Origin of the sequence: Pseudomonas sp. PDM02, assembly GCF_014852285.1 — a bacterium.
GTDB lineage: Bacteria > Pseudomonadota > Gammaproteobacteria > Pseudomonadales > Pseudomonadaceae > Aquipseudomonas > Aquipseudomonas migulae.
On record NZ_JACVBL010000004.1, the window covers coordinates 135,506 to 150,607 of the forward strand.

20 protein-coding genes are annotated in these 15,102 nt (G+C 60.8%); 9 read left to right on the plus strand and 11 right to left on the minus strand.

What is annotated here, in order from left to right:
- Nucleotides 1-17: 17 nt before the first annotated feature.
- The 5 genes from lolA (at nucleotide 18) to cysG (ending at nucleotide 5,180) form a co-directional block, all read left to right on the plus strand.
- The gene (gene lolA, locus IB245_RS09000; RefSeq protein WP_008029508.1) at nucleotides 18-641 is read left to right on the plus strand and encodes an outer membrane lipoprotein chaperone LolA; all 624 of its coding nucleotides are present in this window, start codon (nucleotides 18-20) and stop codon (nucleotides 639-641) included.
- A 151-nt stretch (nucleotides 642-792) separates the two neighbouring features.
- Nucleotides 793-2,115 carry a replication-associated recombination protein A gene (locus IB245_RS09005; RefSeq protein ID WP_008029505.1) on the plus strand — a complete coding sequence of 441 codons (1,323 nt, stop codon included), beginning with the start codon at nucleotides 793-795 and terminating at the stop codon, nucleotides 2,113-2,115.
- A complete protein-coding gene (gene crcB, locus IB245_RS09010; RefSeq protein ID WP_192227337.1) occupies nucleotides 2,115-2,489 on the plus strand; it encodes a fluoride efflux transporter CrcB in 375 nt (124 codons plus the stop codon). Before IB245_RS09005 ends, crcB begins: the two co-directional genes overlap by 1 nt.
- Before the next feature lie 15 nt (nucleotides 2,490-2,504).
- Nucleotides 2,505-3,785 carry a serine--tRNA ligase gene (gene serS / locus IB245_RS09015; RefSeq protein ID WP_008043810.1) on the plus strand — a complete coding sequence of 427 codons (1,281 nt, stop codon included), beginning with the start codon at nucleotides 2,505-2,507 and terminating at the stop codon, nucleotides 3,783-3,785.
- Nucleotides 3,786-5,180, plus strand: coding sequence for a siroheme synthase CysG (cysG, locus tag IB245_RS09020; protein ID WP_008029501.1), 1,395 nt, complete (start codon nucleotides 3,786-3,788; stop codon nucleotides 5,178-5,180).
- Between the two features lie 113 nt (nucleotides 5,181-5,293).
- On the opposite strand, the gene IB245_RS09025 is transcribed toward cysG, so the two are convergent.
- The 9 genes from IB245_RS09025 to IB245_RS09065 form a co-directional block, all read right to left on the minus strand.
- Nucleotides 5,294-6,301, minus strand: coding sequence for a glutathione S-transferase family protein (locus IB245_RS09025; protein ID WP_008043794.1), 1,008 nt, complete (start codon nucleotides 6,299-6,301; stop codon nucleotides 5,294-5,296).
- Nucleotides 6,302-6,391: 90 nt separating this feature from the next.
- Nucleotides 6,392-7,393, minus strand: a complete 1,002-nt coding sequence (locus tag IB245_RS09030) for a glycosyl transferase family protein (RefSeq protein ID WP_192227338.1) — start codon at nucleotides 7,391-7,393, stop codon at nucleotides 6,392-6,394.
- Nucleotides 7,390-7,725 carry a TusE/DsrC/DsvC family sulfur relay protein gene (locus IB245_RS09035; protein ID WP_008043792.1) on the minus strand — a complete coding sequence of 112 codons (336 nt, stop codon included), beginning with the start codon at nucleotides 7,723-7,725 and terminating at the stop codon, nucleotides 7,390-7,392. The genes IB245_RS09030 and IB245_RS09035 overlap by 4 nt, the downstream gene beginning before the upstream one ends.
- Nucleotides 7,722-8,015, minus strand: a complete 294-nt coding sequence (gene tusB / locus IB245_RS09040; protein WP_192227339.1) for a sulfurtransferase complex subunit TusB — start codon at nucleotides 8,013-8,015, stop codon at nucleotides 7,722-7,724. Before tusB ends, IB245_RS09035 begins: the two co-directional genes overlap by 4 nt.
- Entirely contained in the window at nucleotides 8,015-8,377 is a 363-nt protein-coding gene (tusC, locus tag IB245_RS09045) for a sulfurtransferase complex subunit TusC (protein WP_192227340.1), read from the minus strand. Before tusC ends, tusB begins: the two co-directional genes overlap by 1 nt.
- 1 nt (nucleotide 8,378) lies before the next feature.
- On the minus strand, nucleotides 8,379-8,771 hold the full coding sequence (gene tusD / locus IB245_RS09050; protein WP_192227466.1) for a sulfurtransferase complex subunit TusD: 393 nt from the start codon (nucleotides 8,769-8,771) through the stop codon (nucleotides 8,379-8,381).
- Nucleotides 8,772-8,985: 214 nt separating this feature from the next.
- Nucleotides 8,986-9,690, minus strand: a complete 705-nt coding sequence (locus IB245_RS09055) for a YoaK family protein (RefSeq protein ID WP_008029486.1) — start codon at nucleotides 9,688-9,690, stop codon at nucleotides 8,986-8,988.
- Nucleotides 9,691-9,718: 28 nt separating this feature from the next.
- Entirely contained in the window at nucleotides 9,719-10,048 is a 330-nt protein-coding gene (locus tag IB245_RS09060; protein ID WP_008029485.1) for a DUF6388 family protein, read from the minus strand.
- A gap of 20 nt (nucleotides 10,049-10,068) precedes the next feature.
- Nucleotides 10,069-10,317 (minus strand): hypothetical protein, encoded by a 249-nt coding sequence (locus IB245_RS09065; protein WP_008045271.1) that lies wholly within the window; start codon nucleotides 10,315-10,317, stop codon nucleotides 10,069-10,071.
- A gap of 160 nt (nucleotides 10,318-10,477) precedes the next feature.
- On the opposite strand from IB245_RS09065, the gene IB245_RS09070 reads away from it, so the two are divergent.
- The gene (locus IB245_RS09070; RefSeq protein WP_008029480.1) at nucleotides 10,478-10,828 is read left to right on the plus strand and encodes a hypothetical protein; all 351 of its coding nucleotides are present in this window, start codon (nucleotides 10,478-10,480) and stop codon (nucleotides 10,826-10,828) included.
- 125 nt (nucleotides 10,829-10,953) lie between these two features.
- On the opposite strand, the gene IB245_RS09075 is transcribed toward IB245_RS09070, so the two are convergent.
- Nucleotides 10,954-11,373, minus strand: a complete 420-nt coding sequence (locus tag IB245_RS09075) for a GNAT family N-acetyltransferase (RefSeq protein WP_192227341.1) — start codon at nucleotides 11,371-11,373, stop codon at nucleotides 10,954-10,956.
- A 146-nt stretch (nucleotides 11,374-11,519) separates the two neighbouring features.
- Between IB245_RS09075 and IB245_RS09080 the strand changes: the two genes are divergently transcribed.
- The gene (locus IB245_RS09080; protein WP_192227342.1) at nucleotides 11,520-11,957 is read left to right on the plus strand and encodes a hemerythrin domain-containing protein; all 438 of its coding nucleotides are present in this window, start codon (nucleotides 11,520-11,522) and stop codon (nucleotides 11,955-11,957) included.
- Nucleotides 11,958-12,007: 50 nt separating this feature from the next.
- Entirely contained in the window at nucleotides 12,008-12,595 is a 588-nt protein-coding gene (locus tag IB245_RS09085) for an NUDIX domain-containing protein (RefSeq protein ID WP_192227343.1), read from the plus strand.
- Between the two features lie 108 nt (nucleotides 12,596-12,703).
- On the opposite strand, the gene IB245_RS09090 is transcribed toward IB245_RS09085, so the two are convergent.
- Nucleotides 12,704-13,216 carry a methylated-DNA--[protein]-cysteine S-methyltransferase gene (locus IB245_RS09090; RefSeq protein WP_192227344.1) on the minus strand — a complete coding sequence of 171 codons (513 nt, stop codon included), beginning with the start codon at nucleotides 13,214-13,216 and terminating at the stop codon, nucleotides 12,704-12,706.
- 149 nt (nucleotides 13,217-13,365) lie between these two features.
- Here IB245_RS09090 and ggt point away from each other — a divergent pair, with 149 nt between their 5' ends.
- Nucleotides 13,366-15,093 (plus strand): gamma-glutamyltransferase, encoded by a 1,728-nt coding sequence (gene ggt, locus IB245_RS09095; RefSeq protein ID WP_192227345.1) that lies wholly within the window; start codon nucleotides 13,366-13,368, stop codon nucleotides 15,091-15,093.
- Nucleotides 15,094-15,102: the final 9 nt, after the last annotated feature.

Sequence of the window (15,102 nt, forward strand, 5' to 3'; positions counted from 1 at the left end):
ATGTTATGAGGACTCCCATGCGTCTTATCCGCATGCTGTTGCTGCCGGTTCTGGCTTTGACCACGCTCTCGGCCCACGCCGATGACAAGGATGTGGCACGTCTGACCCAACTCCTGGAAAAATCCCAGACCCTGACTGCACGCTTCTCGCAGCTGACCCTCGATGGCAGCGGCACCCAGTTGCAGGAAACCGCTGGTGAAATGTCGCTGCAGCGCCCGGGCCTGTTCTACTGGCACACCGATGCGCCGGCGGAGCAAGTCGTGGTTTCCGACGGCAAGAAAGTGACCCTGTGGGACCCGGACCTGGAACAGGCCACCATCAAGACCCTCGATCTGCGTCTGAGCCAGACGCCGGCATTGTTGCTGTCCGGTGACGTGTCCAAGATCAGCCAGAGCTTCGCCATCAGCGCCAAGGAAGCCGGCGGGGTGATTGACTTCACCCTGAAGCCAAAGACCAAGGACACCCTGTTCGACAGCCTGCGCCTGTCGTTCCGCAATGGCCTGGTCAATGACATGCAACTGATCGACAGCGTCGGTCAACGCACCAACATCCTGTTTACCGGCGTGAAGGCCAACGAGCCGATCCCGGCGTCGAAGTTCAAGTTCGACATCCCTAAAGGCGCGGACATCATCCAGGAATAAACCGCAGCCCCTTGTAGGAGTCGGCTTGCTGGCGATGGCGGTTTATCATTCAACAACGATGTTGACTGACCCACCATCGTCGGAACGCCGCCCGCAGCAAGCCGGCTCCTACAGGTATTGCGGTGTTCATAGTGAGGTTTCATAAGCAGTGATGGACCTGTTTCGCAGCGCCCCGATAGCTCAGCCCTTGGCCGCCCGTTTGCGTGCGGCCAATCTGGACGAGTACGTCGGTCAGGAACACGTGCTCGCTCGCGGCAAGCCTTTGCGCGAAGCGCTGGAGCAGGGTGCGCTGCATTCGATGATTTTCTGGGGGCCGCCGGGCGTGGGCAAAACCACCCTGGCACGGTTGCTTGCGGAAGTCTCGGATGCGCACTTCGAAACGGTTTCGGCTGTATTGGCCGGCGTGAAGGAAATCCGCCAGGCGGTGGAAATCGCCAAGCAACAGGCCGGTCAATACGGCAAACGCACCATCCTGTTCGTCGACGAAGTGCACCGCTTCAACAAGTCGCAGCAGGACGCCTTCCTGCCCTACGTCGAAGATGGCACGCTGATTTTCATCGGCGCGACCACGGAAAACCCCTCGTTCGAACTCAATAACGCCTTGCTCTCCCGGGCGCGCGTCTACGTGCTCAAAAGCCTCGACGAAGCGGCGCTGCGCAAACTGGTGCATCGTGCGCTCACCGAAGAGCGTGGCCTGGGCAAACGGCAACTGACCCTCAGCGATGAAGGCTTTCAGATGCTGCTGTCCGCCGCCGATGGCGATGGTCGACGCCTGCTCAACCTGCTGGAAAACGCCTCGGACCTTGCCGAAGACAACAGCGAAATCGGCGTCGATCTGCTGCAAAGCCTGCTCGGCGATACCCGTCGGCGGTTCGACAAGGGCGGCGAAGCGTTTTACGACCAGATTTCCGCGCTGCATAAATCGGTCCGCGGCTCCAATCCGGACGGCGCGTTGTACTGGTTCGCACGGATGATCGATGGCGGTTGCGATCCGCTGTACCTGGCCCGGCGCGTGGTGCGCATGGCCAGCGAAGACATCGGCAACGCCGACCCCCGCGCCTTGAGCCTGTGCCTGGCCGCGTGGGAAGTGCAGGAACGCCTCGGCAGCCCGGAAGGCGAGTTGGCGGTGGCCCAGGCCATCACCTATCTGGCCTGCGCGCCGAAAAGCAACGCGGTGTACATGGGTTTCAAAGCCGCGATGCGCAGCGCCACCGAACACGGTTCGCTGGAAGTGCCGTTGCACCTGCGCAACGCCCCGACCAAGCTGATGAAGCAACTCGGTTATGGCGACGAGTACCGTTATGCCCACGATGAGCCGGATGCCTACGCCGCCGGCGAAGACTACTTCCCCGAAGAGCTTGAGCCGCAACCGTTCTATCAGCCAGTGCCGCGAGGCCTGGAGCTGAAGATCGGCGAGAAGCTCAATCACCTTGCGCAACTTGACCGTTTAAGCCCCCGGCAGCGGAGAAAATAGTGCTTCCATTGATTGTTGCGGTTTCCGTCGGCGGGATCGCTGGCACGCTGTTGCGCTTCGCCACTGGCAACTGGGTCAACGCTAATTGGCCACGGCACTTCTATACCGCGACGCTGGCCGTTAATATCGTCGGCTGTTTGCTGATCGGCGTTCTATACGGTCTGTTTTTGATTCGCCCGGAGGTGCCTTTCGAAGTGCGCGCCGGGCTGATTGTCGGCTTCCTCGGGGGGCTGACGACTTTTTCATCCTTTTCACTGGATACGGTGCGCCTGCTGGAAAGCGGGCAGGTGCCACTAGCCCTGGGCTATGCTGCCATCAGCGTATTCGGCGGGCTGCTCGCCACCTGGGCCGGCCTGTCCTTGACCAAACTTTGATAACGAGAGACCGACATGCTCGATTCCAAACTGTTACGTAGCAACCTTCAGGACGTAGCGGACCGCCTGGCATCCCGTGGCTACACGCTGGATGTTGCGCGCATCGAAGCGCTGGAAGAACAGCGCAAGACCGTCCAGACCCGCACCGAAGCACTGCAGGCTGAACGTAATGCGCGCTCCAAATCCATCGGTCAGGCCAAGCAGCGCGGCGAAGACATCGCGCCGTTGATGGCGGACGTCGAGCGCATGGCCAACGAATTGAGCGCCGGCAAAGTCGAGCTGGACGGGATTCAGACCGATCTGGATTCGATCCTGCTTGGCATCCCGAACCTGCCGCACGAATCTGTGCCAATCGGCGATGACGAAGACGGCAACGTTGAAGTGCGCCGCTGGGGCACCCCGACCGCGTTCGATTTCCCGGTCCAGGACCATGTCGCCCTGGGCGAGAAATTCGGCTGGCTGGACTTCGAAACCGCCGCCAAGCTGTCCGGTGCGCGTTTCGCCTTGCTGCGTGGCCCGATCGCCCGTCTGCACCGCGCCCTGGCGCAGTTCATGATCAACCTGCACACCAGCGAGCACGGTTACGAAGAGGCCTATACGCCTTATCTGGTCCAGGCGCCGGCACTGCAAGGCACCGGTCAATTGCCGAAATTCGAAGAAGACCTGTTCAAGATCGCGCGCGAAGGCGAGGCCGATCTGTACCTGATCCCGACCGCTGAAGTGTCGCTGACCAACATCGTCGCCGGCGAAATCGTCGATTCGAAACTGCTGCCGATCAAGTTCGTCGCCCATACGCCGTGCTTCCGCAGTGAAGCCGGTGCGTCGGGTCGCGATACCCGCGGCATGATTCGCCAGCACCAGTTCGACAAGGTCGAGATGGTCCAGATCGTTGAGCCATCGACCTCGATGGAAGCGCTGGAAGGCCTGACCGCCAACGCCGAGAAAGTCCTGCAATTGCTGGAACTGCCTTATCGCACTCTTGCGCTGTGCACCGGCGACATGGGCTTCAGCGCCGTCAAGACCTACGACCTGGAAGTGTGGATCCCGAGCCAGGACAAATACCGCGAGATTTCGTCGTGCTCCAACTGCGGCGATTTCCAGGCCCGTCGCATGCAAGCGCGTTTCCGCAACCCGGAAACCGGCAAGCCTGAACTGGTTCACACCCTGAACGGTTCCGGTCTGGCGGTCGGTCGTACCCTCGTTGCCGTGCTGGAAAACTACCAGCAGGCCGACGGTTCGATCCGTGTGCCGGACGTGCTGAAACCGTACATGGGTGGCCTCGAGGTCATCGGCTAAATGGACTATCTGCCGCTGTTTCACAACCTTCGCGGCAGTCGTGTGTTGGTCGTCGGTGGGGGGGAAATTGCCTTGCGCAAATCCCGCCTGCTGGCCGAAGCCGGTGCGCTGCTGCGGGTGGTTGCGCCTGAAATCGAACCGCAACTGCGCGAACTCGTTGCCGGCAGCGGTGGCGAGTGCCTGTTGCGTGGCTACGTCGAAGCGGATCTGGACGGCTGCGGGCTGATCATTGCCGCCACCGATGATGAACCGCTGAATGCACAAGTCTCCGCTGATGCTCATCGGCGTTGCGTGCCGGTCAACGTGGTGGATGCGCCAGCCTTGTGCAGCGTGATCTTCCCGGCAATCGTCGACCGTTCGCCACTGATCATCGCGGTTTCCAGTGGCGGCGATGCGCCGGTGCTGGCGCGGTTGATCCGCGCCAAGATCGAAACCTGGATTCCTTCCACCTACGGTCAACTGGCCGGTCTGGCTGCGCGTTTTCGCAGTCAGGTCAAAGGCCTGTTTCCGGATGTACAGCAGCGTCGGGCGTTCTGGGAAGATGTGTTCCAGGGCCCGATTGCCGACCGGCAACTGGCCGGGCAGGGCGCTGAAGCCGAGCGCATGATGCAGGCGAAAATCAGCGGTGAAGCGCCGGTTGCCACGGGTGAGGTGTACCTGGTCGGTGCCGGGCCGGGTGATCCCGACCTGTTGACCTTCCGCGCCTTGCGCCTGATGCAGCAAGCCGATGTGGTGCTGTATGACCGGTTGGTGGCGCCGGCGATTCTCGATTTGTGCCGTCGCGATGCCGAACGGGTCTACGTCGGCAAGCGTCGCGCCGATCACGCCGTGCCGCAGGATCAGATCAACCAGCAACTGGTGGACCTGGCCAAACAGGGCAAGCGCGTGGTGCGGTTGAAGGGCGGTGATCCGTTCATCTTCGGCCGTGGCGGTGAAGAGATCGAAGAACTGGCGGCCCATGGCATCCCGTTCCAGGTGGTGCCGGGCATCACGGCGGCCAGCGGTTGCGCGGCGTACGCCGGGATTCCACTGACCCACCGCGATTACGCGCAGTCGGTGCGATTTGTCACCGGGCACCTGAAGGACGGTTCCACCGATTTGCCGTGGGGTGACCTGGTTGCGCCGGCGCAAACCCTGGTGTTCTACATGGGGCTGGTGGGCTTGCCGATCATTTGCGAGCAGTTGATCAAGCATGGTCGCGCAGCGGATACGCCGGCGGCGTTGATTCAGCAGGGCACCACGGTTAATCAGCGGGTGTTTACCGGCACCCTGGCCGATCTTCCACGATTGGTGGCGGAGCATGAAGTACATGCGCCGACGCTGGTGATTGTTGGGGAAGTGGTGCAGTTGCGCGAGAAACTGGCGTGGTTTGAGGGGGCTCAGGCGCAAGTCTGAAGACCGCGTCGCTTCCTTCGCGGGCAAGCCTCGCTCCTACAGGGAACGTACACATCCCTGTAGGAGCGAGGCTTGCCCGCGAAGGGGGCCTCAAAATCGAAATAGAACCCGGATCAGGCGCTGTTCTTGCGCCAAACCCCTTTCCCGCTCAACCGCGCCCGATCATGCGCCACGGTAAAGTCCTGCTCCGGCCCCTTCGGCACAACCCCGGTCGGGTTAATGGTCTTGTGGCTGCCATAGTAGTGGTTCTTGATGTGCTGAAAATCCACCGTCTCGGCAATCCCCGGCCACTGATAAATCTCGCGCAGCCAGTTCGACAGGTTCGGATAATCGGCAATCCGCCGCAGGTTGCATTTGAAGTGCCCGTGATACACCGCGTCAAAGCGGATCAGCGTGGTAAACAGGCGAATGTCCGCTTCAGTCAGGTATTCGCCCACCAGATAACGATTGGCGTCTAACAGCTGTTCCAGTCGATCCAGTTCCGCAAACAACCCGTCAAACGCCTCTTCATAAGCCGTCTGCGATGTCGCGAACCCGGCACGGTACACGCCGTTGTTCACCGCCGGATAAATCCGCTCATTCAACGCATCGATCTCGCCGCGCAACGGCGCCGGATAGAAATCCAGGTCATTGCCGGTCAAGTCATCGAATGCGCCGTTGAACATGCGGATGATCTCCGCCGATTCATTGTTGACGATGCGATTCTGCTGCTTGTCCCAGAGCACCGGCACGGTGACGCGACCCGTGTAGTCGGCAGTGTCGGCGGTATAGCGCTGGTGCATGAAGTTGAAGTGATCGAGCTTGTCGCCGGTCGAGCCGAAGTGCTTGTCGAAGGTCCAGCCGTTTTCCAGCATCAGCCAACTGACCACCGACACGTCGATCAGGCTTTCAAGGCCTTTGAGTTTGCGCAGGATCAGTGTGCGATGCGCCCACGGACAGGCGAGCGATACGTAGAGGTGATAACGACCCGCTTCGGCGGCAAAGCCACCCACACCGGTCGGGCCGGGCGTGCCGTCGGCCGTCAGCCAGTTTCGACGCTGCGCCTGTTCGCGCTGGAACGCGCCGTCCTTGCTGCTTTCGTACCACTGGTCATGCCAGCGACCTTCGACTAACAAACCCATGTTCAAGACTCCTCAACCGATAAGCGTTGGAGAGGAGTCTATTCCGATAGGTTCGATAAAAAAGCGCAAAGGTTGGGCGCTTATGATCGGTTAAATCGATCTGTCCCGTGCGTCCCAATATTTCTGGGCTGTTTCGAAGGCGATTTCGCGAGGTTGGCCGAGGCCGCGTAGTGCGAGGGCCATTGTCGCAATCAGCGCCATTTGCGGATAACTGTCGACCACGTCGCCACGCCATACGGCTTTCAAATGTTCGGGATCGAGAGAGGCGGGTTTGACATGGCGTTGCGCCGACAGCTGCGGCCATTCCTCATCCCAGCTCTCGCCGCCGGTGGTGCCGTACAAGTGGCTGTCGGTGTCGGGGTTGATCTCGATCTCGCCACCATCGCCCTTGACCACAATCGCGGTGTCGCCGAGCAAGCCGCTGGCATCGCGATGCACCGCCTGGTAGCCGGGGTGGAAAATGCTTTGCAGGCCGCAGCGGGCGTTCAACGGATTGAGAATGCGCGTCAGGGAGTGGATCGGCGAGCGCAGGCCCAAGGTATTGCGCAGGTCGATCATGCGTTGCAGTTGCGGCGCCCAATCCACCAGCGGCATGAACGCCAGGCCGCCTTTATCGAGCGCAGAGCCGACTTGTTGCCAGTTGCGGCACAACGGGATCTTCAGCTCATCCAGCAGTTGCTCGCTGTACAGCCGCCCGGCCGTGTGTGCGCCGCCGCCGTGCATGAAAATCCGCACGCCGTTTTGCGCCAGGCACTTGGCCGCCAGCAGATACCACGGCAGATGGCGTTTCTTGCCGGCGTAGGTCGGCCAATCCAGATCGACATTCAAGGCCGGTGGTTGCAAGCGCTCACGCAGGGCTTCGGTGAAGCCGGCCATTTCCTCGGCGCTTTCTTCCTTGTGCCGCAGCAGCATCAGAAACGCACCGAGCTGAGTGTCTTCGACCTTGTCGTCGAGCACCATGCCCATGGCTTCGCGGGCTTCCTCGCGGGTCAGGTCGCGGGCGCCGCGCTTGCCTTTGCCGAGGATCCGCACGAATTGGGCGAAGGGGTGTTCGGCGGGCGTTTCTAGAGTCAGCACTGGATAATCGGTCATAAGCAATTCGTCGGTTTGGGCAGGCCCGCCAGTTTCGCGGCGAGTTTGGCAGGGGTGCCTTTGAACAGTCGGTTCAGGTGCAGGCTGTTGCCTTTTTCCGGGCCGAGCTTCAACGCTGTGTACTTGATCAGCGGACGTGTCGCCGGGGACAACTGGAACTCGGCGTAGAAGCTGCGCAGCAATTCGAGGATTTCCCAGTGCTCGGGGCTCAACTCGATGTCTTCGGCAGCGGCGAGGGCGCTGGCCACGTCGGCGGACCAGTCACTCAGTTCAACCAGGAAACCGTCCTTGTCCAACTCGATGGCGCGGGCGCCGACCGTCAGTGCATTCATAACCAGCTGTTGACCTTGTCGTAGTGAATCGACAGTTCGACGAAGGCGGGATAGTCGATCGCCTTGGCCGTATCCGGAACCTCCACCGCACGCGCCTGGGCGTCTTCGGCCAACACGAACAGCCTCGGGTTGCCGGCGATCAGGGCGTTGAAGGGCGCGGTGCCCGGTTGCAACGCATACACCGCGTCACCGGTCAGCAGCAGCGCATCGTTCGCGCCGATCAGGCGCAGGCAACTGCTCAGGCGGTCGTCGCCGAACGGGGAATGAGACAACACATGCAAAGTCGACATCAGAGGGTGATCACCTGGTCGTAACGGTCAATAAGGGCGGTGATTTCGCGGGCGGCCAATACCTGGGCGTCCTCCAGCGACAAGCTGTTCGGGGCCAGGCCGCGCTCGGCGGCGCTGTCGCCACAGACGAACAGGTCTTCGACGCCGAACATCGGCAACGCTTGCAGGTTGGCGCTCAAGTCTTTTTGTTGCAGGGCCTTGGCGTCCTGTTTCGGCGCGAGCTGGAACACCCCGTCATCAAGAAACAGCAGGCCGATCGGCAGGTCGAAGGCACCACCGGCCAGCACGATGTCCAGTGCTTCACGTGCGCTCGGCCCGGACCACGGCGCCTGGCGGCTGATAATCAGCAAGGATTTAGGCATGTCACGCACCTCCGAAACAGATCAGTCGGTCGGCGTCCTGCACCGCGTCATGCAACTGACCGAGACCGGACAACTCCCACGGCGCGCCGACGGCGACCGCTTCGCGCTGATAACGCCGGGCCTCTTCGTCGTTCAACACGCCACGACGCAGGGCGGCGGCGATGCAGACGACGCCGTCCAGTTGATGCTCGGCCACAAAGGCGCGCCATTGCTTGGGCAGGTCCAGTTCATCCTGCGGCGTGACCACGCTGGCGGACGCGTTGTAGACGCCATCCTGATAGAAAAACAGCCGGACAATCTCATGTCCGCCGGCCAGCGCAGCCTGGGCGAACAACAAGGCACGGCGCGAGGAGGGCGCATGGGCGGCGGAAAACAGCGCGATGGCGAACTTCATGACGGACTCGATCAGCGAAACTGCGGCCATGATAAAGCTTTCTCGTCGGGGCGGCGAAGGGCGTTTTCCTTGAGACCGAGTCGACCCCATCGCCGGCAAGCCGGTCTCGCTCCCACAGGGTTCGGTGGTCCGCTCCAAAATTGTGCTCGACGCAAATCCCTTGTGGGAGCGAGACCGGCTTGCCGGCGATGAGGCCCGAACAGTCAATGCAGGTTCAACGCGGCATATACCCCAACTGCCAACGCCGTGGAATCCTCAACGACAGCACTCCAAGCGCCCCCGCCAGCAACCCGCTGACAAACAACGCCCTGAGTCCAAGATGATGCTCCAGCACAGCCCCCAGCACCGCGCCGGCAAACATTCCGGTCCAGGGAATCAACTGCACCCGCCAGCCATTGCGCCGCTCGCCAAGCATCCAGCGTCCCAGCCCGCGACCGAAGCGCGACAGGGCGCCCGTCACGTAAGTCAGCCCCACCGGCAGGCCATTCACTTCTTCGACGGCGGCATTGAGCATGCCCATCGCGATGATCGCCGCCAGCAGCGCCGGCAATTGTTCGTCATAAGGCCAGGCCGCTGCCGCACACAGCAACATGGCGATGCACAGCAGCAAGGGCAGCGCGCGGCGTCCACCGACACGGCTGACGACAATGCCCAAGGCGTTGCCGAGGATGAACGTGGCCACGAGCAACAGCAGGCGCAGGGTCAGGCCCATGTCGCCGTCGCTGATCGCCACGGCGAGGCGGGTGGTGTTGCCGCTCATGAAGGAGACGAAATCGCCGCTGGCCATGAAGCCGATAGCGTCGGTCATGCCGGCGAGTACCGAGAGTGCGGCCACCAGCGACAGGCCGATGCGGCCGCGCCATTTCTGAGTGTGCAGATGCCCCGGACTGGCGCGGGTCGTGGAGGACGAAGGCAGCATCGGTGGCGGGATCCTTGTGCGGCGACGGTTATGGGATCAGACCATATAACTCGCAATACTCCAGCCAGTCCATCCCCGCCATCTCGGCCACTTCCCGGTGTACGTTCAGGCGTTGAGCTTCGTAGTCCTCCGGTGTCGCGGCGGTCAGTTGCAGGGTCAGCTCCCAGGCAAACAACCCCAGGCGTTCGGCCTCGGCTTCGAACGCTTCATGCAAGCGCTCATCGCGAAACTGCGCCGCGGTTTCGCCTTTGGCCTGAGCCAGCAGCGGGTTGAGGTTGTCGAGTTCGTGGCGCAGTTCAGGTCGCTCATCGAGAAACTTCTGCAGCGCCTGCTCGTGTTGCTGTTCGGTTGCCGCCATGGTCGCTCCTTGAGAATGGGTTACACGGACTGCTTCTTGCTGGCCTTGGCCGCTGCGGCCAGGCATTCGAGGGCAAACTGCTCGCAGTAGGTCATCTGGATCGGCGTGGTTTCGCCCTTGACGGTACGTTCGCCGTCGAGGATGTAACGGATCCGCTTGTCGGTGACGCCGATTCGCTTGGCGATCCAGGAAGGCGTCTGGCCGATCTGGCTGATCAGCTTGTCGGCATATTCAGCGGTCGGTTTGTAGAATTCGGCGTTGGGTGTCATGGACGTTCCAAAAAAATGAGCCCGAAAACAGGGGCGATGCAGCGGTTGGCGCGACAGGGTGCGCGAATCGTTGCGCGGTGTCGCGGTATAAATGAAGTAAAGCAGAACGATACGCCGGCCCACGGTGATACAGTCCGCTTTTTCTTGATGAGCACACGCAATGCGAATTCTGATGGTGGCGCTGGCCGCAACGTTGCTGGCGGGATGCGCCGGTTCGGTGATGAACGATGCCCGCACGGGCACCCCGTACAAAACCCTGACTTCGGACAAGCCGGAAAAAGTCGTCGCCCAGTGCGTGCAGTTCGCCTGGCAGGACGAGGCGGTATTCGGCGTCGATGCGGGCGCGTATTTGCAGCCGGGCAAGAAGGGCGGGTCTACCGTTTACACGCGTTCGGCGGAGTCCTTTGTGGACGTGACCACCGATGCGTCAGGGACGGCGTTGAGTTACTACGCGCAGCATGACGACTTTGTCGCCAAGCGCCGTTTGGCGGCGCTGGCTACCTGCCTCTGATCTTTTGAACACCGCAATCCCCCTTTGTAGGAGCCGGCTTGCTGGCGATGGTGTGTCAGCTACAGATATGTCGACTGACACACCATCGCCAGCAAGCCGGCTCCTACAGGGTTGTGTGTAGTCAGTCAGAGGCGCTTCTGGAAAAAGAAGCGCTTGTGCCCCGGCGGGTAGTCAACGATCTGCCCCAACTCGCTGAACCCAAGCTTCTTGTAGAACTCCGGCGCCTGAAAGTCGAAGGTGTCCAGCCAGATCCCGATGCATTCCTTCTCCCGCGCCAGGTCTTCGGCCATCTGCATCAGTCTGGAACCGATGCCTTGTCCCCGGCCCTGTTCCGGCACCGACAGCAATTCGATAAACAACCATTGATAGAAAAACCGGCCGTACAGCCCGCCGAGAATCTCGCCCTGGTCATCGCGTACCAGCAGGGCCAGCGGTTGCGCTTTGCCGTCCCCCGCTTGGGCGACGTTGTAGGCCCGCAACGGTGCGAGGATCGCCTCGCGATCTTCCGGTGTCGGGTTGTGCGACTGTTCGATGCTGAGTGTCATCGGCTACATCCTTATGGCAGTGATGCACGAGCGTATCCGGGTCGCGACGATTGTTCTATCCCTCGTTATTCAGAGGAACCGTCGCCAGCGCGCAGATGTCTAGCCTTTACAGCGTCATTCCAGAACGCGGCCGATGAGGATTGCCAATGAACATTTTCGAAGCCTTGCGCGAAAGCCACGACCGCCAACGCACCTACGCCGTCGCATTGGTCAAGACCAGCGGCGACACCCCGGAGCGCGTTGAAGCCTACAAGCAGCTCAAGTCCGAACTCCAGGCACACGAAACCGCAGAAGAGCGGCATTTTTATATCCCGCTGATGGAGTTCGACAACGGTGTCGACCTCAGTCGCCACGCGATTTCGGAACATCACGAGATGGACGAAATGATGGAAGAACTCGACGAGACCGAGATGTCCAGCCCGGCCTGGCTGGTGACCGCGAAGAAGCTCTCCGAGAAGGTCCATCACCATCTGGAGGAGGAAGAGCAGAAGTTCTTCCAGATGGCCGGCAAGCTGCTCGACGACCAGCAGAAAGAAACGCTCGCCAGGCAATACGAGAGGGAATACAAGGCTCAACTTTCGTGAGGGCCTTCGTCTAAGATGGGCGTTTTCTGACGAAATAAGGATGCGTTGTCATGCCGAACACAGCCGAACGGGTCAACATCGTCGAGTCCCAGGTGTTGTCCCACGACTGGTATCTGCTGAAGAAAATCACCTTCGATTACCAGCGCAACAACGGCGAATGGCAACGCCAGACCCGCGAGGTCTACGACCGTGGCAATGGCGCGGCGATTCTGCTGTTCAACCGAGAGAAGAAAACTGTCGTACTGACCCGGCAATTCCGCTTGCCGGTGTTCGTCAATGGTCATGACGGTCTGTTGATCGAGGTGGCTGCGGGATTGCTCGAAGGCGCCGCGCCAGAAGAACGCATCCGCGATGAAGCGGAGGAAGAAACCGGTTATCGCGTGCACCATGTGCAGAAGGTGTTCGAGGCCTACATGAGCCCCGGCTCGGTGACTGAGAAACTGCATTTTTTCATCGCCGAATACGATGCTTCATCGAAAGTCGGCGAGGGCGGCGGGCTCGAAGAAGAGACCGAAGAACTGGAAGTGCTGGAGTGGCCGTTCAATGAGGCGCTGGAAGCGTTTTATCGCGGAGAGATCTGCGACGCGAAGACCATCATGCTGCTGCAGTACGCCGCCATGAAAAATATGTTCACCTGAGCACGCAATCCCCTGTAGGAGCGAAGCTTGCTCGCGAAGGTGTGTCAGGCGACAGCACCGTTGCTGGCACACCTTCGCGAGCAAGCTTCGCTCCTACATAAAGCAAGGTCAAAAGCCTTCCAGTCGCCCGGTCCCACCCCATTGGCCGCCTTCCAGGGTCAGCAATAATTCCTTCGCCTCAAGCCCACCTGCAAACCCGGTCAATTTCCCCGACGCGCCGATCACCCGATGGCACGGCGCAATAATCGAGATCGGGTTCTTGCCATTCGCCGCGCCCACTGCACGCACTGCGCTCGGGTTGCCGATCTGCTCGGCAATCTGGCTATAGCTGCGCGTTTCGCCGAACGGAATGGTCAGCAGGGCCTGCCACACCTTTTTCTGAAAGTCCGTACCGGCGAAATCCAGTTCCAGGTCGAAGCGGTTTCGTGTGCCGGCGAAGTATTCCTGCAACTGTTGAACCGCGCGCACCAGGACCGGGTTGTCCGCCGCCTGACTCATCGGCCCGAGCCGTACGCGATTTGGTTTGTCGTTTTCCCAGAGGATGGCCGCCAGTCTCGAACCGTTCGCAACCAGCTTCAACTCGCCGACCGGCGACGCCATGGTGGTGAAGGTGTAACTCATGCGGGCGGACTCCGAAAACAGGTGAGCAGGCGGCAAGCATACTGCCTCGACGGAGAGGCGCAATACGCAATCCCGACCATACTGCGTACTGCTCTTGAAACGTTTTCTCTGTTTTTTTACCGACCCTAAAAACAAAAAGAGACCGACTCATGAAGTTCGAACCTTTTGCCAAATCGCTCATCGCGACTTCATTGGCACTCAGTTGCCTGGCGGCTCACGCCGCTTCCGTCGCTCCCGTCGCCGCCGAAAACGGCATGGTGGTCACGGCCCAGCACCTGGCCAGTCATGTGGGCGTCGATGTGCTCAAGAACGGTGGTAACGCCGTCGATGCCGCCGTCGCGGTCGGGTATGCGCTGGCGGTGGTGTATCCCGCGGCAGGTAACCTGGGCGGCGGTGGTTTCATGACCATCCAACTGGCGGATGGGCGCAAGACCTTCCTCGACTTCCGCGAAAAAGCCCCGCTGGCTGCCACTGCCGACATGTACCTCGACAAAGAGGGCAACGTCGTCCCGGACCTCAGCACCCGTGGTCATCTGGCTGTCGGCGTGCCTGGCACCGTGTCCGGCATGGAACTGGCGCTGAAAACCTACGGCACCAAACCGCGCAAGGAAGTGATCGCCCCGGCGATCAAACTCGCTGAAGACGGTTTTGTGCTGGAGCAGGGCGATGTCGATTTGCTGGAGTCCGCCACCGACGTCTTCAAAAAGGACATGAAAGATTCCGGCTCGATCTTCCTGAGCAACGGCGAGCCGATGCAGGTCGGCCAGAAACTGGTGCAAAAAGACCTGGGCAAAACCCTGCGGGAAATCTCCGAGAAGGGCGCCGACGGTTTCTATAAGGGCTGGGTCGCTGACGCGATCGTCACCTCCAGTCAGGCCAACAAAGGCATCATCACCCAGGCCGACCTCGACAAATACAAGACCCGCGAACTGGCCCCCATCGAGTGCGATTACCGTGGCTACCACGTGGTCTCGGCACCACCGCCAAGCTCCGGCGGCGTAGTGATCTGCGAGATCATGAACATCCTCGACGGCTACCCGATGAAAGACCTGGGTTACCGCTCGGCGCAGGGTATGCATTACCAGATCGAAGCCATGCGCCACGCGTATGTCGACCGTAACAGCTACCTCGGCGACCCGGACTTCGTGAAAAATCCGATCGCCCATTTACTGGATAAAAACTACGCGAGCAAAATCCGCGCGGCCATCAATCCGCAAAAGGCCGGCGTGTCCCGCGAGCTCAAACCCGGCGTCGCGCCGCACGAAGGCAGCAACACCACCCATTACTCCATCGTCGATAAATGGGGCAACGCGGTGTCGGTGACCTACACCTTGAACGACTGGTTCGGCGCCGGGGTCATGGCCAGCAAAACCGGGGTCATCCTCAACGACGAGATGGACGACTTCACCTCGAAAATCGGCGTGCCGAACATGTACGGTCTGGTGCAAGGGGAGGCCAACGCCATCGCGCCGGGCAAGGCGCCGCTGTCGTCCATGAGCCCGACCATCGTCACCAAGGACGGCAAAGTCGTGATGGTCGTCGGCACCCCTGGCGGCAGCCGCATCATCACCGCGACCTTGCTGACCATTCTCAATGTGATCGACTACGGCATGAACATTCAGGAGGCGGTGGATGCGCCGCGTTTCCACCAGCAATGGTTGCCGGAAGAGACCAACCTGGAGGCGTTCACCACCAGCCCGGACACGGTGAAACTGCTTGAAAGCTGGGGCCACAAGTTTGCCGGGCCGCAGGATGCTAACCATATCGCGGCGATCCTGGTCGGCGCGCCGTCGCTGGAAGGTAAACCGGTGGGCAAAAACCGTTTCTACGGAGCGAACGATCCGCGTCGTAACACCGGGTTGTCTCTCGGTTATTGAGGGTTGTGT